Annotated in this window: 16 protein-coding genes; 6 read left to right on the top strand and 10 right to left on the bottom strand. The window is 48.2% G+C overall.

All coding sequences use genetic code 11. From position 1 onward, the window contains the following. Window positions 1–95 precede the first annotated feature (95 nt). Both trpA and H6F56_RS22150 read left to right on the top strand, forming a co-directional pair. Window positions 96–896: a tryptophan synthase subunit alpha gene (gene trpA, locus H6F56_RS22155; RefSeq protein ID WP_190672933.1), complete on the top strand. Its 801-nt coding sequence runs from the start codon at window positions 96–98 to the stop codon at window positions 894–896. Window positions 897–1,169: 273 nt separating this feature from the next. After that, window positions 1,170–1,943, top strand: coding sequence for a response regulator transcription factor (locus tag H6F56_RS22150; RefSeq protein WP_242032130.1), 774 nt, complete (start codon window positions 1,170–1,172; stop codon window positions 1,941–1,943). A gap of 156 nt (window positions 1,944–2,099) precedes the next feature. Here H6F56_RS22150 and H6F56_RS22145 read toward each other — a convergent pair whose 3' ends face one another. Both H6F56_RS22145 and chlP read right to left on the bottom strand, forming a co-directional pair. After that, window positions 2,100–2,819, bottom strand: coding sequence for a choice-of-anchor K domain-containing protein (locus tag H6F56_RS22145; RefSeq protein WP_190673263.1), 720 nt, complete (start codon window positions 2,817–2,819; stop codon window positions 2,100–2,102). 274 nt (window positions 2,820–3,093) lie between these two features. Continuing rightward, window positions 3,094–4,314 carry a geranylgeranyl reductase gene (chlP, locus tag H6F56_RS22140; protein WP_190672930.1) on the bottom strand — a complete coding sequence of 407 codons (1,221 nt, stop codon included), beginning with the start codon at window positions 4,312–4,314 and terminating at the stop codon, window positions 3,094–3,096. 424 nt (window positions 4,315–4,738) lie between these two features. On the opposite strand from chlP, the gene H6F56_RS22135 reads away from it, so the two are divergent. The 4 genes from H6F56_RS22135 (at window position 4,739) to H6F56_RS22120 (ending at window position 11,797) form a co-directional block, all read left to right on the top strand. Continuing rightward, window positions 4,739–5,755: a sulfate/molybdate ABC transporter ATP-binding protein gene (locus H6F56_RS22135; RefSeq protein ID WP_190672927.1), complete on the top strand. Its 1,017-nt coding sequence runs from the start codon at window positions 4,739–4,741 to the stop codon at window positions 5,753–5,755. Window positions 5,756–6,106: 351 nt separating this feature from the next. Next, window positions 6,107–10,231 carry a PAS domain S-box protein gene (locus H6F56_RS22130; protein WP_190672924.1) on the top strand — a complete coding sequence of 1,375 codons (4,125 nt, stop codon included), beginning with the start codon at window positions 6,107–6,109 and terminating at the stop codon, window positions 10,229–10,231. A 24-nt stretch (window positions 10,232–10,255) separates the two neighbouring features. After that, window positions 10,256–10,981, top strand: a complete 726-nt coding sequence (locus H6F56_RS22125; RefSeq protein WP_190672921.1) for a queuosine precursor transporter — start codon at window positions 10,256–10,258, stop codon at window positions 10,979–10,981. Window positions 10,982–11,029: 48 nt separating this feature from the next. Beyond that, window positions 11,030–11,797, top strand: coding sequence for an opioid growth factor receptor-related protein (locus tag H6F56_RS22120; RefSeq protein WP_190672917.1), 768 nt, complete (start codon window positions 11,030–11,032; stop codon window positions 11,795–11,797). Between the two features lie 617 nt (window positions 11,798–12,414). Here the strand turns inward: H6F56_RS22120 and H6F56_RS22115 are convergent. The 8 genes from H6F56_RS22115 to H6F56_RS22080 form a co-directional block, all read right to left on the bottom strand. Then, window positions 12,415–13,143, bottom strand: a complete 729-nt coding sequence (locus H6F56_RS22115) for a hypothetical protein (protein WP_190672914.1) — start codon at window positions 13,141–13,143, stop codon at window positions 12,415–12,417. A 548-nt stretch (window positions 13,144–13,691) separates the two neighbouring features. Next, window positions 13,692–13,991 carry a DUF5132 domain-containing protein gene (locus H6F56_RS22110; protein ID WP_190672911.1) on the bottom strand — a complete coding sequence of 100 codons (300 nt, stop codon included), beginning with the start codon at window positions 13,989–13,991 and terminating at the stop codon, window positions 13,692–13,694. Window positions 13,992–14,035: 44 nt separating this feature from the next. Then, on the bottom strand, window positions 14,036–15,715 hold the full coding sequence (locus H6F56_RS22105) for an HMA2 domain-containing protein (protein ID WP_190672907.1): 1,680 nt from the start codon (window positions 15,713–15,715) through the stop codon (window positions 14,036–14,038). Between the two features lie 80 nt (window positions 15,716–15,795). Beyond that, a complete protein-coding gene (locus H6F56_RS22100; RefSeq protein WP_190672904.1) occupies window positions 15,796–16,368 on the bottom strand; it encodes a hypothetical protein in 573 nt (190 codons plus the stop codon). Window positions 16,369–16,656: 288 nt separating this feature from the next. Further along, window positions 16,657–17,208 carry an HMA2 domain-containing protein gene (locus H6F56_RS22095; RefSeq protein ID WP_190672899.1) on the bottom strand — a complete coding sequence of 184 codons (552 nt, stop codon included), beginning with the start codon at window positions 17,206–17,208 and terminating at the stop codon, window positions 16,657–16,659. 169 nt (window positions 17,209–17,377) lie between these two features. Next, on the bottom strand, window positions 17,378–17,701 hold the full coding sequence (locus H6F56_RS22090) for a DUF5132 domain-containing protein (protein ID WP_190672897.1): 324 nt from the start codon (window positions 17,699–17,701) through the stop codon (window positions 17,378–17,380). 103 nt (window positions 17,702–17,804) lie between these two features. Further along, window positions 17,805–18,098 carry a DUF5132 domain-containing protein gene (locus H6F56_RS22085; RefSeq protein WP_190672893.1) on the bottom strand — a complete coding sequence of 98 codons (294 nt, stop codon included), beginning with the start codon at window positions 18,096–18,098 and terminating at the stop codon, window positions 17,805–17,807. 134 nt (window positions 18,099–18,232) lie between these two features. Continuing rightward, complete coding sequence (locus H6F56_RS22080) at window positions 18,233–20,524, bottom strand: heavy metal translocating P-type ATPase (RefSeq protein ID WP_242032123.1); 2,292 nt, start codon at window positions 20,522–20,524, stop codon at window positions 18,233–18,235. Window positions 20,525–20,585 lie beyond the last annotated feature (61 nt).

Genomic DNA, 20,585 nt, shown 5'->3' with positions numbered 1-20,585 from the left:
AATGCTCAACTGCAAATAATTATCCATCAGTCACTTATCCTTGCACGGGTGGGTTTACGATATAAGCCGGCCCTGACAACTGACAACTGACAAAGATGACTTCTGTATCTGATTGCTTTAAATCTCTGCGTGAACGCGGCCAATGTGCCTTAATTCCATTTATTACAGCCGGCGATCCAGACTTAGAAACAACAGCTGAAGCCTTGCGGATTTTAGATCGCGCCGGCGCTGATTTAATCGAACTCGGTGTCCCCTACTCAGATCCCCTCGCAGATGGGCCGGTGATTCAAGCTGCCGCCACCCGCGCCCTGCAACGCGGAACCCGCTTGGAACAGGTGTTGGAAATGGTTGCCCATGTCAGCCCCACCCTACAAGCCCCAATTATTTTATTTGCCTACTACAACCCAATTTTGTACCGGGGTGTTGATAAATTCTTGCAGCAAATTAGTCAAGCCGGCGTCCGGGGATTAGTTGTCCCGGATTTGCCCTTGGAAGAGGCTGAGATTCTCTTAAAACCGGCAGCGAAATATTCTATCGAGTTGATTTTACTCGTCGCGCCCACCACGCCACAAGAGCGGATTGAAGCGATCGCCCGTCAATCCCAAGGATTTATTTATCTGGTTAGTGTCACCGGCGTTACCGGCGTGCGAACTGAATTGCAATCTCGTGTTCAAGATTTACTCCACCAGATGCAGGAAGTCACCGACAAACCCATCGGCATCGGTTTTGGCATCTCCGGGCCAGAACAGGCCCGTCAGGTCAAAGATTGGGGTGCAGATGCCGTCATCGTGGGCAGTGCCTTTGTTAAACGCTTAGCAGATTGCCCGCCAGCCGAAGGATTGCAGGCCATAGAAGCATTTTGTCAGAGTCTCAAGACCGCTATCACAACTGCCTAGAGTGCAATCGCTGCCGGCGCAAATTGTCCCCTTGAAGATAGCCAAGTCAAAATAAAAGTGCAAATCATTGCCAGCTAGGCATCACTGTGCCGGCGCACAACCGCAGTGGTTTGTGCCATTTGCCTGCCGAGCCTTATAATTCAGTTTCAAGTAAAACCTTGAATTTTTTGGAAAGACTTAAGAATCTGCTTATAATCTGTACAGGAATCTTTGTATCCTCTTAACGGTTCTTATTGAACCTTAAAAGAAACACAGTAGTTAAAATTTTTAATGATGCCCCGGATACTTGTCATCGACGACGACCCAGCAATCTCAGAACTTGTGGCTGTCAACCTGGAAATGGCCGGCTATGAAGTCAGCCAAGCCGAAGATGGCATCAAAGGTCAAGCCCTAGCCTTGCAACTGATTCCAGATTTAATCATGCTGGATTTGATGCTGCCTAGGGTAGATGGATTTACGGTATGCCAACGTCTCCGTCGAGATGAACGCACTTCAGACATTCCTGTGCTAATGCTGACGGCTTTAGGTCAAACTCAGGATAAGGTGGAAGGCTTCAATGCCGGTGCCGACGATTACCTGACTAAACCCTTTGAAGTTGAGGAAATGCTGGCACGAGTGCGGGCTTTGCTGCGCCGTACAGACCGCATTCCCCAAGCGGCCAAACACGCTGAAATCCTCAATTATGGCCCTTTAACCCTTGTACCAGAACGCTTTGAGGCGATCTGGTTCGATCAAACCGTGAAGCTGACTCATCTGGAGTTTGAACTCCTGCACTGCTTACTACAGCGTCATGGCCAAACGGTCTCGCCCAGCGAAATTCTTAAGGAAGTCTGGGGTTACGATCCAGACGATGATATCGAAACTATCCGGGTGCACGTGAGACACTTAAGAACCAAACTGGAACCTGATCCGCGCCATCCCCGTTACATTAAAACCGTCTATGGTGCCGGCTACTGTTTAGAGTTGCCCAGCAATGGGCCGACTATGGACTTTGGCGAACTGGCAAGTGTGGTAGATCAAGAAGCTAAGCCTATACAAGAGTCTTAAACCGCTCTTTAAAATATCTGTTAGCCGGCATTCTTTGTTACTTCGAGCCACAGAGTGCCGGCTTATATTATTTGGATTTAAATTTTTAGAACCGCCCCTATCGTCTTGCCGGCGGAAATAACTTTATCTTGCCGTTTTCTTTTTTTGCGAATCAATTCAATCGGCCAACTTATTTTTAGCGCGGCGGCGCACAGTCAAATAAACCCCCAACAGAGTCAGCCCAACTCCACTTGCCGGTTCTGGCACAGAAGTGGTGTCAGCCGGTAGAACAGCAGTAATTTGTCCGTATAAAGATGCGTTGGCTGCGCTGCCTTCAGGAGAGTTGAATTCACTTAAAATAGTCTTGCCGCCATCGGTAGAAAAGCCACTCAGTTTCAGCGTGTAATCCACACCGGCATAGTTAAAGGTTTGACCCGATAAACCGGCACTCGCAAAACGCAGCTTATCACCATCCTCAACGGAATCGCCGGTCACATTGGGTGTGTTGAGAATGTTAAATGCAAAGTCAAACGTCTGGGTTTGAGTAAACGGATAGCTTAGAGACAAACTAACATGAAGCGGAAAGTCGCCGTTAAAACCGTCCCAAGTTGAGCCATTTCGGTAGGTTAAATTCCCAAGATTAAACAGGGTATTTGTACTAACATTAAAACTGACTCCGTCATACTGAACATAATTTTTAAATGGGGTGCAGTTCGTACAGTAAGCAGTTTGGCCCCATTCCAGATGATTGCTGATCCCGCTATCTTGGTTGGAAAGAAGCGTACTCTGAGATGGCAGGGCCGGCATCGCCCATTCACCACATGAGGTGCCGGTGAAGCTGAAAGCTTGGGCTGGACTGGCTGTGGCAAGGAGTGCCGTAGCGGCCAGAGTCGCCATAGATGATAAGTGATCTAGCCAGCTAAGTTGTCGCACAAATAAGCATCCTTGAGAGAATGCTATCAATTTATAGATTTATAAACAATTTTTTAATTAGCAAATACACTGATCTTTCCCCTATCTGTACAGAATTTTTAATGAAAGCTCAGGAGATACCCCGAGTTCTATCGCTAGGGAGTAGTAATTTTTCCTCTATTGAAAAAGCCAGCCTTAGATATCTGAAAATATCTAAGCGCTGGCCCAATAAAACGGCATTGTAAACGAGCAGGTTCTTCTAGGGAGCGAGAGCATTACCCCGGAGTAAGCTACCAATGGTCTTGGCAGTAATTTTCATCTGAATCAGAGGGTTAGCCGGCACCACCGTTTTGTACAAATAGCTATCAAACGTCATCTTCTGCACATCGCGATCAGCGCACATTTCCACGAATGCTTCGCGGGTGGCGTCAGAACGATAAAAGACGGTTTGCAGAATGTCGAGCACCTTGTAGGTGAGTCCGTACTTCTTATCCCACCGCTTCAGGTACTGCTTGAGATCGTCTTCCGTCGGAATGCGAGTGCCACCGTTGGAAGCTTCCACAATGGTTTCAGCACACATCCGGGCAGACTTGGCGGCAAAATAAATGCCTTCGCCCGAAGACTTGGTCACCGTACCGGCAGCATCGCCAACGAGGGCTACGCGACCCCGGACGCGACGAGGACGGGGATGTTCAGGGATGGGGTGAGCTTCCACCTTGATGATTTCACCACCGACAAGGCGATGGGCGGCGCGGGCGCGAATACCGGCTTGTAGCTTTTTAATTTGAGCTTGGTTAACTTTCATCGTGCCGGTGCCAACGGCGACGTGGTCGTATTTGGGGAACACCCAAGCGTAAAAGTCGGGGGAGACATCGTTCCCCACATACATTTCCGCCCGATCTTGGTAGTAGTCCATCATGTGATCTGGAAGGCGAATGCGCTCTTGGAACGCGATCGCATAGTTATAATCTCCAGCATCGATGGCCTTGGCAACACGGGAATTTGCCCCATCAGCGCCGATGACAAGATCCGCTTTCAGGGATTTCATTGTCCCTTCCAAGCTACCATCCGAGTGATCGGCATAGTGCAGGGTATAGGGATCGGTATTGTTAGTGGGGATATCAAGTTTATGAACCGTACCGTTGATCAGTTTTGCCCCTAAAGTGGCAGCCCGATCGCGCATAAATCCATCCATGATTTCGCGCCGGCACATCCCGATATATTCTTCTTCTTTTTCAATGTTGATATCGACCTCTATATTTGATGGTGAGATCATCTTCATTTTTCTCACCCGCCGGTCAATGATATGCGGCGGCAGGTCAAACTCACTCACCATACACAGCGGAATCGCACCGCCGCAGGGCTTGGCATTGTCTAGCTTGCGCTCAAATAGATAAGTTTCAATCCCAGCTTTTGCAAGCGTTTCAGCGGCAGAGGAACCCGCTGGCCCAGATCCAACAATAGCAACCCGTAATACCAAAGGTCGTCTCCCAATCTATTACGATTACAAGGTGTGATGGTATCACGGACTTTTGGTTCGATTACCCACCTTGCCCCAGAATTGTGCCAACTTGAAACACTGCTTAACAAACACCGGCAACAAAGCTTCATATCTCGCGGCTAACCCGGTGAGTTGTTATAGTCTTTTTACTCTGATCAGTCCGTTTATGATATAAATCTACAGTAAGTACATGGTTAAACCGTAGTATTGCGATTCGGGCCATTCTTTGGATATTAGATTTAAGTGCCCACACTCAAAGCGATCCGCCTGTCTGTGCGGAAAATGCGCCCGCGCCCGCCCGGACAAAGGAGAAACTAAGAGCGATCTCGCATATTAGCAACTGACCGCATTGAAAACTTTACACGTTTCGTATCCAACTTCTCGTATTCAAAGGTGGTAACAAGTGGGCATTGTCGTTGAAAACGTATCCAAACAGTTTGGTAGCTTTCAAGCTGTTAACCAAGTCAGTTTAGAAATAAAAACCGGCTCGTTGGTCGCCTTACTAGGGCCATCGGGATCTGGAAAATCAACGCTGCTGCGGTTGATTGCCGGTTTAGAAAGCCCCGATTCCGGTAAAATTTGGCTCACCGGCACCGATGCCACCCATCAAAGCGTTCAAGAACGTAACATTGGGTTTGTATTCCAGCACTATGCACTGTTTAAACACCTCACGGTGCGACAGAATATTGCCTTTGGTTTAGAAATCCAAAAAATAGCCAAAGCCAAAGTGAAAACGCGAGTCGAAGAACTGCTCGAACTGATTCAATTAAAAGGTTTGGGAGATCGCTATCCTTCCCAACTTTCTGGAGGTCAGCGACAACGAGTTGCCTTAGCGAGGGCGCTGGCAGTGCAACCGAAAGTTTTATTACTAGATGAACCGTTTGGTGCGTTAGACGCTAAAGTTCGCAAAGACTTGCGAGCTTGGCTGCGCCGGCTTCACGATGAAGTTCACGTTACAACTGTTTTTGTCACCCACGACCAAGAAGAAGCAATGGAGGTGGCCGATGAAATTGTTGTGACCAATAAAGGTCGGATTGAGCAAGTCGGCACGCCGGCAGAAATTTATGATAACCCAGCCACTGCCTTTGTCATGAGCTTTATCGGGCCGGTGAATGTTCTGTCAAGCTCTTCCAGACTGTTTCAAAACAGTGGGATTGAATCGCCTCAACCCAATATATTCCTGCGTCCCCACGACGTATTGGTGCATACCGCACCTAACGGCGACACCGCGCCGGCGAGAATTAACCGCCTGACTCATTTAGGCTGGGAAATTCAGGCAGAATTAGCCCTAGAGGACGGCCAAGTCGTCATCGCCCATCTCACCCGCGAACAATTTGACGAACTACAGCTAAAACCGCAACAGCGAGTTTATGTCAAACCCAAGGAGGCGAAATCTTTTCCGTTCTCCTACTCGATTTAAAAAGAATTAAAAATTACACTTCTTCTACCAAAAATTTGATATTAGAAAAAGAAAATCAAACAAGCGGTAGAAGAAGTGTCAACAAAAAGGTAAATTCCATTCTCTAATCTAGCCGGCAATTATTAGCTCATGAAACTGTTGAGCCTGGTGGCATCGAATTTTAACTTGCTCCAATAACTGAGCTATAGGGTTCCTGACCTTCACAAAAATATAAATGACATATCAACTACAATATTTGAGAATGCTTAAATCTTAAATTATGAAACCTTGGTAAATCTAGCGCGAGCGCTTAATATATAGTAGGTAAGGCAAAAAAAAGACCTTGGGCCGCGATTGCTCAATGGCACCTAAATGAATTTATCTCCGCGCTTGTTGCTGATTGACGAGAACCCAAATGACGGTGTTTTAGCACTATGCCTGCTGGAAAAGGAATTTGCGAACCTTCAGGTCAAACAACTTAGCAATGCCGAAGACTTTTACCAAGTGCTGGAAGAATTTGACTTTGACTTGGTAATTACCGAGGGTAGGCTGCGCGAGATCGAGGGCCGGCAAATTCTCAAAACCGTAAAAAATCGCTTCCCCAACTGTCCGATTATCGTATTCACCGGCAGCGGGAGTGAAGAACTTGCGGTAGAGTTCATCAAAGCCGGGGCGGATGATTATATTACAAAATCGCCTAATTCCTACAGCCGGTTAACAATCGCAGTGCGCTCGGCGTTAGAAGATTCAAAACAGCAGCGGGCGCAACAAGAAACCGAAAGCGTGTATCGCAGCTTATTTGAGCGCGTGCCGGTGGGATTGTACCGCACTGCCCCCTGTGGGCAAATCCTCGATGCCAACCCAGCACTGGTGCAAATGCTAGGCTATCCCAGCCGGGAAACCCTGCTAGCCGTCAATGCCGGCAATTTCCTGATCAACTCCAAAACCCTTGGGCGCTGGCAAGTTTTGATGGAACGTGAGGGCATCGTTCGGGATTTTGAAGCCCAAGTGCGCCGGTATGATGGCACAGCGATTTGGATAAAAAACAGTGTCCGAGCCGTTAAAGATCCTCAAGATCAACTCCTCTACTATGAGGGAGCTATCGAGGATGTGACCTCACGCGTACAAGCACAAGACGCCCTCAAATTCAGTGAACAGCGATTCCGCCTCGCCATCCAACACTCACCCATTGCCGTCTTCAATCAAGACCAAAACTTGCGCTACACCTGGATTCAAAACCCGCAGACGGGGTACTCTGTCGGGGAATTTTTGGGACAGACGGATATCGATTTGTTTGCACCACCCGACGCCCAACGCCTCCACGAAATTAAGCGCAAAGTCCTTGAAACCGGCATCGGGTTGCGAGAAGAAGTCCGTGTATCTCTACTCGACGGACAGGCTTTTTACTATGACTTAATCGTTGAACCCCTGCGCGATTATCATGGCAAGCTCGTTGGAATCACCGGCGCAGCAATGGAAATCAACGAACGCCGGCAGGTGGCAGAAGAACGGGAACAACTGCTACAAGAAATTGATGAACAGCGCCGACTGTTTCAAATGGTCGTCGATAACGTACCTGCCGGCATCGCCGTACTTGATGGCAGGGATTTACGAATCAAATGGGCTAACCAGACTTACGGGCAATTTTTAGAAGAACCTTTTTGCAACACAGATATCACCGGCGTCCGCCTGCAAGATTACCTCCCCGCTGCCGAAGAAAATGGCTTGGCCGATATTTTCCGCCGCACAGCTGCCACAAGGGAAGCCCACATCGACCCAGAATACGAAATGGAGGGCTTTGCGCGGGGTATCACCTATTGGCGCTGGTCGCTGCTGCCCCTGTTGTCGCTAGGGCAAGAGACTCCCGATCTGATGGTATTGGCCATAGAAATTACCGAGCAGGTATCAGCCCGCAAACAACTGGAAGAACTCGCCACACAAACTGAAGCCAGCCTCGCTCAACTCCAAGCCATCCTCGCCGGCATGACAGAGGGGTTAGTCATCGCCGATCTCAACGGGAAAGTTTTAGAAATGAATCCCGCCGCCTTGCGCCTGCATGGCTTCGAGAACTTAGAAGAGTGTCAGCGACACCTGTACGAGTTGTACCCAATCTTTGATGTGTTTGACCTGAATGGGAAAGCACTGGTAATGGAAGAGTGGCCCTTAGCGCGAGTTGTAGGAGGAGAAACTTTTTCCAAACTAGAAGTGCAAGTGCAGCGCAGAGACACCGGCAGCGTCTGGATCGGCTCCTACGCAGGCACACAGGTGCGGAATTATGCCGGTGAGAGCATTTTGGCAATTTTGACGGTGCGAGACATCACCGCCCAAAAACAAGTAGAGGCAGAACGCTCCAAGCTGCTGAGCGAACAGCGCCGGCAGCGCGAATTTTTGGAAACCTTGGTAGAAAACGCCCCCATTGGCATTGCGGCAGTCCAAGGTGCTGACCATCGTTACATTTTGGCTAACCCAACCTATAACGCCATTCCCCGCGTGCTAGATCGCTCAGTCGTGGGTCAGACTGTGGCTGAAGTTTTCCCGGCGTCTGCCGCCAGAAGCGCCGGGGTGTTCATCGAAGACGTTTACCGCACCGGCAAGAGCGTGATCGTCCGTAATTACCAAATTTGTGCCGGTTCCCAAGGCGGGCAAACCTACTGGAACATCGATCACGTCCCCCTGTTTGGGCTTGAGGGCCAAGTCGAGTCTGTCCTGATTTTGGCTCAAGAAGTCACAGAGACAGTGCTAATCCAAAGAAGACTCGCGTTTTTGTCTGACGCCAGTGCCCTTCTTGCTGCTTCTCTAGATTGTGAAATCAGCCTCGCCAATGTCGCCCGTCTGGCGCTACTTCATCTCGCCGACTGGTGTACCGTCGATCTGTTGGATGAAAACCAGTCGATGCGGCGCATGGCGGTGGTGCATCAGAACCCAGAGAAGGAGCAGTTGCTTCAAGACTATGCCAGCGAGTTGCAAGCAACCCTCGGTGTTGCCCAAGTATTAAGCACCGGCAAGGCGCGGATTTGGGCGGAGGCGACAGACTGGGCGCGTCAACCAGAAATTGGCAAGGCGGGCGACCGGGTTTTAGTCACGCCATTGAACATCAAATCTGCGATGTGCGTCCCCTTAACGGCCCGTGGGCGAACCCTAGGTGCGATCTGCTTTGTTTCCGCAGAATCAGGCCGGCAATACGGTATGGCTGACTTGACGCTGGCTGAAGAGTTGGGCCGTCGTGCTGCCTTTGCGGTGGATAATGCAAGGCTTTACCGCGAGGCAGAGGAAGCGAACCGGATGAAAGATGAGTTTCTAGCCACACTTTCCCACGAGTTGCGGACACCCCTAAGCGCGATTTTTGGCTGGGCACGGCTGCTGCGAGGCGGCCAGTTGGACGCAGCAACCAGTGCTCGCGCTTTTGAGGCGATTGAGCGCAATGCACGGGCGCAAACCCAGTTGATTGAGGATTTGCTGGATGTGTCGCGAATAATTCGCGGTCAACTTCAGCTGAATGTTGAGCCGGTGAATCTCACTGCCGTAATCGCAGCCGCCAACGACGCAGTGCTGCTAGCGGCTGAGGCTAAAGGAATTGAACTTTCCTCAGTCGTCGATCCTACAGTTGAGATTTTCTTTGGCGATCCAGACCGGCTACAGCAAGTTATTTGGAATCTGCTGTCTAATGCGATCAAGTTTACCCCCAAAGGCGGACGTGTTAGGGTGACGCTTGAATGCGTTGTGGACTCCCGAACAGGTCGCCCCTACGTCCAGATTCAAGTCAGTGACACCGGCAAGGGCATTCCCCCAGCGTTTCTGCCTTTTGTTTTTGAACGCTTCAGACAGGCAGACAGCACCAGTATTCGGCTTCACGGGGGTTTGGGTTTGGGTTTAGCAATTGTGCGTAATTTGGTGGAACTGCATGGCGGAACCGTTAGCGTAGACAGTGCCGGCGAGGGGCAGGGGGCAACATTTACGGTGCAGTTGCCACTGATAGGTAATTATGATGCAGCAGAAGTTGGCAAAACCGGCTATTGGGGCAGTGAAGGCGAGAGTGAGTGCCAAGTTCCACTCACTGCTTCCTCTGCTTCCCCTGCTTCTGAAGCGCCTCTGCCTCTAGAGGGTTTGCGAGCACTGGTTGTTGATGATGAAGCCGATGCCCTTGAGGTTTTGACGGCGGCGTTGGAACAGTATGGTGCTCAGGTGAGTGCAGTTACCAGTGCCGGTGAGGCGCTGGTTGAGATTGAGCGGTTGTGGCCTGATATCCTGATCAGTGATATTGCAATGCCGAGACAGGACGGTTATGCGCTGATTCAAAAAGTGAGGGCGCTTGAAGAAGAACGCGCTTTGAAGGGTGAGGAAATTGCATCGGTGCCGGCTGTGGCACTCACCGCCTACGCCCGCGAACAAGATCGGGAACAAGCGCTTTCAGCCGGCTTCCAAATTCACTTAGCTAAGCCGATTGAGCCGGTTAAGTTAGTAGAAATTGTCGCTCAGCTAACCGGACGAACTTTATAAAATTGAAACCTTACTTTAACCAAAATGTCATCATCCGGTTTACAACCCAGTGAGTTGCCGCAAACTTCCCCATCTGGGGCTAAATATTCTCCTTGGTTTTTATTAATTGTTACTGTTTTTGTAACTTGTTTAATTACCTCCAACATCATCGCTGTTAAGCTGATTAATGTGTTTGGATTTGTCCTAACGGCAGGGATTGTAATTTTCCCAATTAGCTACATTTGCGGGGATGTTTTAACTGAAGTTTACGGCTACCGGCAAGCGCGACGGGTGATTTGGTTGGGCTTTTTATGCAACCTGATCGCCACCGGCACGATTTGGATCACTTTGTTGTTGCCACCGGCATCGTTTTGGGATGGACAAGATGCCTATGCACGTATTCTAGGTTACACGCCTCGACTACTGCTAGCCTCGTTCTTGGCTTATTTAGTTGGTGAGTTTGCCAATTCTTTTGTCTTAGCCAAAATGAAAATAGCAACCAGAGGGCGGTTTTTGTGGGCGCGAACCATTGGCTCAACGCTGGTGGGGCAGGCGTTAGACTCGCTGGTATTTGTCACGCTGGCTTTTGCCGGCACGATTCCGCCTTTGGGGCTAGTTTCAGCTATTGTTACCCAGTGGCTTGCTAAATCGCTTTATGAAGCTGCTGCAACGCCTTTAACTTACTGGGTGGTGAATTTTCTCAAGCAGCAAGAGCGGGTAGATACCTACGATTACAATACGCGATTTAATCCACTGTCATTGTCGGAATAAACGTTAAATAATAACGTCTCAATTCTTTTTACCTAGCTAATTCAAAAAATGCTGAAAATCTTGGAAGCGCCGGCTGAACCAATTCTTGCTCAAAAAAGTTTTTCTGTTTCTGGAACTGCCGATGCCAGTGATGCCGGTAAGACTGTCTTTTTAACCATTGATCGCCAAGTTAAGCTCACAGGGCCGGTTATCACATCCGCAGGAACTTGGCAAATTGAGATCGCCTTCCTACAACCGGGCAATCACAATCTGGAAATTACCCTTGATGGGGATAAAGTCGAGTTACCAATTCGGGTGATTGCCGAAGTTCTCGTAGGGTTTTATCTTGGGCAACAACCCGACTCGGAAGGGCGAACGATTCAAGAAATTTGGTCATGGAATTACCAAAAGCTTGAAAATAAACATGATTATATTCAATGGCTTTTCCCGCTGCAAGAAAGAAGCCGGTATAACCGAAAAGCGCCGATACTCAATGATGAAATTATTCAAGAATTCAGAACTAATTCAATTTTGAAAACTCATTTATTGAAATCGCTGAAAGTTATGCTCGGTTTCTACGGTTTACAATGCCTTGAGTCTGAAAGCAAGAATATAGAAATCACGCAGTCTCATAATTACGGCGAAAGAAAACAAGAATGGATTAATCCGGGGAATCACAACTACCTTCGCTTAACCCGAATTTTAACTTGTTTAAAACTTCTGGGATTGGATAACTACGCGAAAGCTCTTTTTGACTGTTTAGAAAAAATTTACGAAGAAGAGAGCAAAAGAATTGGAAGTGAGACTTTTAATTACTGGAGAAATGCCATTAGATGATTGGAGTTAGGTAGGAAGCATCTCATTTTTGTAAATTTGTCATGCCGCCATCTTGCCTGCTTGCCGCTATGTCAGGGAGCAAGATACTCCTACTGGCAATATTTTGGCAAGTTTGGGATGTATCCCTGATATCTTCCGAAATGCCTGCTGACGAAGTTGAAAAGTTTCGTGCTTCTTATTGTCGAATCAATCATTCCATTGAGCAGCTTTTAATACGCCTATAATTCTTTAATACCCTTCTCATTCATACCTTATGCTAAGCGAGATCCGCTGAGTTAGAAGTTTTACCAACAGCAGTCGAACAAGTTGCAGCACCTGGACTTCTAAAGCTCCGCTCGTTCTCCCCTATGCTTCCGTATCTGTGGGGACAATAGCCACAACGATATCTGTGAGACAGAAATCTAATGTTGTCGATGAGTAATCGATGCTCAGCCAGCTTATCGTGGTCAACTAAACACAAAAGTAGTTTAGCGATAAACTTGGGTTGCTCTTATAAAATCTGGTAAAAAAATTGAATTCTTCCGGCTAGACTATAATTTTGCCGTTTACGCCTGCCGGAAGCTTTCATCTTTAAGTATGAACATTTACGTTTTGATTGTCAATAGCATTTTTCATGTTTAAGTTAATTTTTGTAACCCGTACGCGACAATTGAAGCAAGATCATGGGTCAGTTTGCATAAGGCTGGTTTTAGTTTCCACTCCTCTACCTTGGTGGCAGTCAGAAAGCCGTGAGCAGAAGCATTTCTGATGGCTTTAGCCAACTTTATAGCTTCATCCCAGGAATTAATAGGCTGAGATTCTACTATCCATTTTTCGATAATTCTGCGATCACCGTTGCTAATACCTAAAAATTCTGCAAGCTTGCCATCCTCTTTACTAAGCCATTTTTTAATGCTTGACGTTTTACGAGGTTCACTCAGATGTTTATACTCAGGAATATCGCACTTCCGTAAGAACTTCTCGATTACTTTAATATCAATACCTCTTTGCTGATGGTTCATTAATGCTTTGACAGTTATTTCAAATCCACTATAGGTAATAACAAGCCGCCACTGATGTCCACGAAGCTTCTCACTAAGTTTACGAGGTTTATTCTTACCGATAGAAGGTTCCTGCCATTCAATAGCCGCTTGCACAAGGGCTACCCCTCTCTGAACTGCTTTAACTACACTATCAATATGAGTTGGATCGTTTGGATGCTCCTCATTAAAGCAAGCAAGTTTGTTTTGAATCTCAATACACTTACCTTGATCGTTGTTCCAAGAGTTATCAGGCTCCCAAAAGTCCCAAACGGTATTCCATACCTTATCAAGGCTATTTTTAGTATCGTTGAAAGAGTCAGGCATATTTTCCTGGGTCTAAGGAACTCAAAGCTGTTGCAACAACAATATGTAATTTCTAGTTCATTTACAACCATTTCAGTTGAGGGATAACATCGTGTTAGAGTCAAACGCATCAAGGTCACGTTTAAAAGTCAAAGTTATCTGCGGCTCAACAGAACACCCCCTTTTGATATCATTATCTTCATAAAAATTTATAAAATTTCCTATCATTGGGCAAAGGAAAAATGCTTCAGATCAATGCGGCAAGTTCAAGCGAGCTTACGGCCTCTAGTTGCTATGGCTGTGGAGATTTCTTGTATTTCGTTAGCTGCGTTTTTGATTGTTCTATAGTTGTTGGTAGCTCAAATATACTTTTTGGTATAGAGCTACTTTGTTTAGTCATCGGCTTTGCGATCAGATATTTGCTATTTCTGCACCAAAGGGTTACTAATTGGTCTTTTATGTATAAAATATGAAACCAATAAAATTAAGAAGTCGGCTTTCTTCTGGAAAAACCGGCTTCTTAAATAATTTCTATGATGCTGTTTCCCTGAAAGCTGGGAATTGTTCGCTCACCCTTGATGCATCGTAGAGATGCTATCGTGAGGGGTTTCAACGACGGCTATGTGGCCATTTGTCTGTTCGTCAGCGAGTTCAGCTTTTGCCTCTGCGACTAAATCCTCAAAAACTTCACCGGCTTCGGCAAGAGCACCTTTACTCTTTTCATAAACGGCAAGGCCGCCTTTGATCGCTGCTTTGGCGAGTGGTTTGCCAAAACCGGCTACGACTGGAAGCAAAATCACCGCACCGATGCCTGCTGCAATGCCGGCTGGGCCAAAATCTTCAAACAGATCGCCGATCTTTATTGCCATAAAACCTTTCCTCCTGTAATCTACAGAATCCAATTTAGGATAGCTTACTCAACTCGGAGATCCAACTCAGGTGAGTTGTCTATCTGAAGCGAAGCGATCGCTTTTAAGCGAATCATGCCGGCCTCTCTCCAGCCTAAAGCTAAGGCATTGTATAGCGGTTGTCCCTTGTTTAAGAACTGGAATGTGGATCGAGCGGTTTGCTTGAGGCAATAAAACAAGCTTGCTTTTTCTTTAATTGATGCTTCAGGCACCGGCATTGAATTGCTTGTCTCTTTAAGATTGGTTTCTAAGGCAGGTGGCGGAAGTGCCGGCTCATCCACAACCTCGGACATTGGTATTGCAGTTTCTAAGGCAGGTGGCGGAAGTGCCGGCTCATCGGGTGCAGCAACTGCGTGAAATTCTTCACTAACAACTTCTAACGCCGATTCAAATTTTGCCGGCTTCTGGCTTGCCTTTTTTGCTTTACTGCCACCTCCTTTAGAAACGGGTTTAACCTGTGCCGGCTCATTGGTTGCCGGTTCTATTTCTTGATCAGCTTCTAAAGCCACGGGTTCAACCGGCTCATCAGTTGCCAGTTCTATTTCTTGATCAGCTTCTAAAACAACAGGTTCAACCTGTGCCGGCTCATCGGTTGCCTCTTGCGTGTCGTGACTCGATCCTTCTAAATCATCAGGTGGAGAGTCTGCCGGCTCATCTGTTTCGACGGTTGCTGGGGGTGCCGGTTGTGACACAGGCATCTCGCTTGTCAGAGTAGGTTCCGGCGGTGGGGGTGGTGTTGAGGGTTCCGGTTGCGGGATAGGCGGAACGACTGTGAGGGTGGGTGCCGACGCTGTAGCGACGTAGCTTACATCTTTTGCCTCGTCGGCAGATTGAATCAGTTCCGCAAGATGCAAACGCATTTCGGCATCGGTAACGGCACGATTATCATAAGTAATCGCAATAGACGCTGCCTGGGAGTTCACACGAATGCCGGTGACGCCCTTTGTGGATTCTATTAATTTTTCCAGACGCCGCGCATATTGGGGATCTTCGGCGATGCGAGGCACCCCAAACCGCACTCGTCCGGGGATTGCGTGGATCATTTTATAGGTGCTCGCTGAGGCAGACGCAACCGAGGGCGTTTCTACGGATGCCGGTGCTGATTTTCCATTCGATTTTGGAGTGGGAATGGTAGCGGCGGTTTTAGGAGTGGCTGCCGGCACCATAACAGGCGTTTCCGTGTCCAGTTGGTCAATAATCTGGCGAGTGGTATTGGCCGTAATAATATAGGCAAACAGCGCTCTCCAGCCTAACAGCCCGAACCCTCGTGTCACCATTAGTCCTGCAATAATGGGGAGGAATGACCGGCCCTGCTTTTTCCAGTAAGCGGGTGACTTCCACGCCGCAAACGGATCTTTCTGGTTCGCCGTCTGTTGTTGCGTGTTGCTTGCAGTAACTGCGTTACCACTTTCGATGTTTGTCATAGTGACATTTACTCCCCAATGCTGAAGTCCTTCTAACAAGTGTGGCAAGGGTAGGCGGTTGGCATCAAAGGCAATCACTGCACTGCCGGTTGCCTCATTTGTGCCCACTTCATAAACACCGTCTTCCTGCCGTAGCTGTTGCGCTAGGATATCCAATGCCGGTTCAATATCCTTGCCGGTGACGCGCAGCCGCACACGACCCGGAATCGCGTGTACCACTTGGATTTTGCTTTGTTCGGTTTGCGCTGTCTGCTCAGCCATGACCATTCTCCATTCCAACTTGGTGACACCTGTGTTTTTTAAGGGTTTTTCCTTTTTTGCTGCAAACCCTTGCTTTCTCGCTAGTCTCTGCGGTTCATTTCCTGGCAAAGGACATCCAACGCTTCAACGACTGCTAAGCCAGTAGCCAAGACTGCAGTGATTAGAAATAGTATAAATCCTGCCATTTCTGCATTGCAGATTAACCAAATCCCGTAAAGAAATGTACCAAAACCAGGCACCAGTAGCGCTAGCTTGATTCTGTACAATCGGTTGCCGGCTTGTGCCGTAACTTTTTTTGATGTTAATGTTTTGAAAAACTTTGGAATCAGTTTTGCCGTATCCGGTATGTGGATTTGATTTCGATTAGATTTCTTGGTCAAATGATTTGCATTAATTTCAATCACTTGCTGCCATTCGGGATAATTTTGGTGAGTGCTTCTCCCAAAAATTTTAAGCTTTTTAATTCCCTCTAACTGCCACCCGATTAACTGAGTTTCAACAATTTGAGTAACGTTTTCATAATTTATTGGCTTGCGCCTTGACCGATTTAACACAATAATTAATTCATCTTTGGTTAAATATGTCTTAACAGTTATCGGGTATTCGGCCAGAACATTTTGCAAATTTTTTTGAATTTCAAATGCACTTACCATTTGATTTAACCCCCTGTAAACTACAAAGACAAGTTAAGTGGCGACAGCCTTAAAATTTCCATCGCCAGCCGGCACAGAATCCCGCAGAATCACGCCGCCACCGTACTTCTACAGGATTCAATATTTTAACGGACAACTCGAAAAGTCTGACAGACAGGGACTTCATCACCTGCCTGAGAGCGAAAGGAGAATGAATCAACCCTGCCTTTTCAAGGGTGATTTACACCACTTTGCAAACACAAACTGGCATAGCTGACACCCACTAACTGGGTTGTCAAAAACAGCTTATTAACGTCCGGTTGGCTGATAGCTATTCTTCTTGTGCGGATCAGCAGTGTAGTGCAATTTGATAAAACTATCAAACGAATACCAAGCCAATACATACCAAGGAATAATATCAAATTGCAACCCTTTTGCCATCAACTGCCGCACGGCGAGTGTTCCAAATCCCACAGGCAACAAGAACCGCAAATCCACCACACCATGTGTTAAAGATGACACTCGTTGATTCAAATCACTAACGGCATCCGTGACTCCGTTTGCGGCTACCGATTTTCCGAGAACGATATCGCCAAAGATCATGCCCACATCTCGCAAAGTTGCGAAGACATTTTCAACGGTATCGTGATAATTGTCGTGATGAACAACAATGCTGCCAGTTTGGAGATTCATCCGCACTTCGGAAACATTGGGATGTGCGTTTAAAGCATTGACAATTTCTGCCATTTCGCCCTGCTTCCGGTGTGGTTCAGATATTTTCAACCTTAGTCGGCCTGGTGTTTGACTCACAACGCGAGTGTGGATCAGTTGATTCAGGGGTTTAAAATTCGAGCTATTCATCGTCGGTAAAGATTTAGTATGATTTCCAACAGCTATATTCATATTTTTACAAGTTTCTCCTACATAACTTGAACGGTGAAAACATTTAAAAGTTCTAACTTTTAAACTTGGAAAAAGTGGGTTAGGGGAATTAGGAAGTGTTATTCTTCTCATTCCCCTAACCAGTTTTCTAGCTGCCGGGATAATCGGTTGTCGGCTCAGAATGGGTTTCCCCGTTTACGATATTTTGCGCTTGTTTTTCAGCCATTTCTGCTCTAGCTTCAGCGACGAGATCCTCAACGGATTCGCCGACTTCGGCGAATGCACCTTTGGTTTTTTCAAAGAAAGCAATGCCGCCTTTAATCGCTGCTTTGGCGATGGGTTTGCCAATACCGGCAACAAAAGGAATCAAAACAGGTGCAAGCAATACAGCACCCAAACCAACAGCCAAACCAGGTGCGCCAGCTTCTTCTAATAAAACGCCCGGTTCTTCAAAAAATTCTCCGATGGCCATGTCTTTGTTCTCCTATTTACTGCAAACTTTGAAAGTAGAAATTTAGGAAATCAGGATTAGAGAACTAGAGAAAAAAGTTGCTTCCTTCTCCCGATTTCTAGGCTCATTCAGTTACGGGACGGGCTTGAGTTGGAATTGCGGCTGATTTCAAATCTTGTTGATTTTGGGCGTCAGCAAGTTCTGCTTTAGATTCAGCGACGAGATCCTCAAAAGCTTCTCCAACTTCTGCAAATACACCCTTGCTTTTTTCATAAAGGGCAATACTGCCTTTTATGGCTGATTTTGCTAAGGGCTTACCAACCGGAATCAACACAGGTGCTAAAATTGCCGCACCGACACCGACAACAAGTGCAGGAAGACCAAAATCTTCAAACAAATCGTCTAAACCAAATAACATGATTCATTTCCTCCATTGAAAGTAGAAAAACTTAATTTGGGAATGGGGGATGGGGCATGGGGCAAGGCTACGCCAACCTAAAGGTATGGGCATTTCTCCCCTTCTCCCTCTCTTCCCTAGTACCTAGTCCGTAGTCAACTGCCGACTTTTGAGTTCAGCAGGGGGCGCAAACCGTTGACGCCGGCAATCACACTGGAACCGTTGTTCACCACTGTTGCCGCCATTGGGTTGAGTCCCACAGTACCGGCTAACAGTAAGCCAGCCAGGTTGGGGATCGCTACAATGCCGGTGTTTTGATGAATTAGCCCCATTGCTTGACGCGCAATTGCGATCGCTTCTACAAGTCCTCGCAAATCATTCGTCATCAGCACCACATCAGCGGTTTCGCGGGCGACATCCGAACCATCGCCAAAGGAGATGGACAGATCCGCATACGCCAAGGCGGCAGAATCATTGATGCCATCGCCGATGAACGCCACCGTCTGACCGGCTTCGTGCAACTGGCGCACAACTGTTGCCTTCATTTCGGGAAATGCTTCGGCATGAGTGCACTCATGTGGAATGCCCAATTGAGCGGCCACAGCCTTGGCGCGGTTCCAGTTATCGCCGGTTAGCAAGTGAATTTCCATACCGGCTTGATTCTGGAGTGCGTCGATCACTTCCAGGGTTTCCGGACGCAGGGGATCGGTGTACTGAATGACGCCGCGTAACTTGCCATCACTGGCAACATAAATCAGTGAGCCGGTTTGCAGGTCTGGATGTTCTTCATACAGGCAAGTCATGCAGATGCCTTCCTGCTGCAGGTAGCGCTTGCTTCCCACCAAAACCGTCTGTCCGTCAATTTCTGCCCGCACACCCAAACCGACTTCATAACTCCACTCACCGCGCGGCAGCAGGGCAACCCCTTGCTGTTCGGCATAGCGGACTAAAGCGGAGGCGACGGGGTGCGTCAAGCGCTGTTCGGCGGCGGCGGCGAGTTCCAGCACGCGCTCAGCAGTCATGCCATTCACGGTTTTTACGCCACAGATAGCAATGTCGCCTTGGGTAAGGGTGCCGGTTTTGTCGAAGACAAAGGTATCGACTTTGGCGAATTGCTCCAAGGCGCGTCCGCTGCGGATCAGGATGCCCCGCCGCGCTGCAGAGGTGAGTGCAGCGAGAACGGTTGTGGGAACCGAAACGCGAATGCCGGTAGCAAAGTCGAGGGTGAGAACGGCGGCGGCGCGTGCGAGGTTGCGGGTTGCGCCAAACACAATGCCGGCCAGCAGGATCGTTGGCAAAACTGCCCGATCTGCAATTTTGGCGGCGTAGTTTTCAATCCGGGTATCGTGCACCGGCGCATCTTGCATTAACTTAATGCTCTGGCCGGCACGGGTATCACTTCCGACTCGTTCTGCGACAACGTAAATTTGTCCTTCGCGCACCAGGGTAGACGCGTACACTTCTTGTCCCGGTTCTTTAATCACCGGCATCGACTCGCCAGTCAGTTTTTGCTGGTCAATCGTGGCTTTGCCGCGCAGCACCCGTCCATCCACCGGCACTTGTTCGCCGGGATAAACGATTACCGTATCGCCGCGCTGCACGTCGTGGATCGAAACTTCCACTTTTTCGCCATCGCGCTCAACCCAGACAAAATCAGCGAGGGAATCGAGTAAATCCAGCGTTTGTCGTTCAGATGAGCGTGCGGTGCGTTCCCGAATCGCATCTCCCGCTTCAATCAGACACAACATCAGTGACGGGGCCATGAAGTGACCCTGAAGCGTAGTGATCGCAATCGCTGAGAAATCGAGGAAGTCAATATTCAGTTTGCGGTCGTTGCGGACGCTGTCCCAAGCCCGTTTCGCCACCGGCAGACTTGTCATCGCGATCGTGCTACCCACCAACACGGCGGGAATCGGTAAGCCGAATGGGCCACCCAATATCGCTAAGGTGGTTGCCAACACCGGCAGCTTCAGTCCAGACCAGGAGCTACTCTCGGCTTTCTCTGGTTCGTGCTTCGAGGTTTTTGATAATTCTTGTGGTAAAATCGCGGTGCTAGCCTGCTGAATCAAGTTGACCAGTGCAGAGCGCATCTTCGCTTCTGAAATCCCCTGCGGGTTGTATGAGATCGCAACAGAAGCCGCTGAGGGCTTGATGCGGACACTGGTGACGCCGGCAGCAGACGAAGCCAATACTTCCAGACGATGCGCGTATTCGGGATCGTTAATCAGCCGAGGCACCCGAAACCGCAACCGTCCCGGAACCGCGTGAACCACGCTGCAAGCTACCCCAAGTAGCTCAGATTTTTTATGGCCATTAGTTTTTACGGAATGGCCGATTTTTGCGTGGTTATTTCCGTTCACTAGAGCAGATTTCTCATTCTCAGCCGCAGATATCACCCTGGATATTGTGTTTGCCTGCGGTGCCAGTTTTACCATTGCTTGTGTCATTTCTCTATCTCATGCAACTCCATCTAAGGTGTGCGGTTTGGGGGGTGAAGGTTGGACGCTG

Source organism: Microcoleus sp. FACHB-672 (assembly GCF_014695725.1).
In the GTDB taxonomy this organism is placed as follows: domain Bacteria; phylum Cyanobacteriota; class Cyanobacteriia; order Cyanobacteriales; family Oscillatoriaceae; genus FACHB-68.
The sequence above is the reverse complement of the archived record's forward strand: the minus strand, read 5'-3'. Positions and strand labels throughout refer to the sequence as shown.

Coding starts and splice junctions, on each gene's coding strand:
- trpA (WP_190672933.1), top strand. CDS start 96: ATGACTTCTGTATCTGATTGCTTTAAATCTCTGCGTGAACGCGGCCAA.
- H6F56_RS22150 (WP_242032130.1), top strand. CDS start 1,170: ATGCCCCGGATACTTGTCATCGACGACGACCCAGCAATCTCAGAACTT.
- H6F56_RS22145 (WP_190673263.1), bottom strand. CDS start 2,819: ATGGCGACTCTGGCCGCTACGGCACTCCTTGCCACAGCCAGTCCAGCC.
- H6F56_RS22130 (WP_190672924.1), top strand. CDS start 6,107: ATGAATTTATCTCCGCGCTTGTTGCTGATTGACGAGAACCCAAATGAC.
- H6F56_RS22125 (WP_190672921.1), top strand. CDS start 10,256: ATGTCATCATCCGGTTTACAACCCAGTGAGTTGCCGCAAACTTCCCCA.
- H6F56_RS22120 (WP_190672917.1), top strand. CDS start 11,030: ATGCTGAAAATCTTGGAAGCGCCGGCTGAACCAATTCTTGCTCAAAAA.
- H6F56_RS22115 (WP_190672914.1), bottom strand. CDS start 13,143: ATGCCTGACTCTTTCAACGATACTAAAAATAGCCTTGATAAGGTATGG.
- H6F56_RS22110 (WP_190672911.1), bottom strand. CDS start 13,991: ATGGCAATAAAGATCGGCGATCTGTTTGAAGATTTTGGCCCAGCCGGC.
- H6F56_RS22105 (WP_190672907.1), bottom strand. CDS start 15,715: ATGGCTGAGCAGACAGCGCAAACCGAACAAAGCAAAATCCAAGTGGTA.
- H6F56_RS22100 (WP_190672904.1), bottom strand. CDS start 16,368: ATGGTAAGTGCATTTGAAATTCAAAAAAATTTGCAAAATGTTCTGGCC.
- H6F56_RS22095 (WP_190672899.1), bottom strand. CDS start 17,208: ATGAATAGCTCGAATTTTAAACCCCTGAATCAACTGATCCACACTCGC.
- H6F56_RS22090 (WP_190672897.1), bottom strand. CDS start 17,701: ATGGCCATCGGAGAATTTTTTGAAGAACCGGGCGTTTTATTAGAAGAA.
- H6F56_RS22085 (WP_190672893.1), bottom strand. CDS start 18,098: ATGTTATTTGGTTTAGACGATTTGTTTGAAGATTTTGGTCTTCCTGCA.
- H6F56_RS22080 (WP_242032123.1), bottom strand. CDS start 20,524: ATGACACAAGCAATGGTAAAACTGGCACCGCAGGCAAACACAATATCC.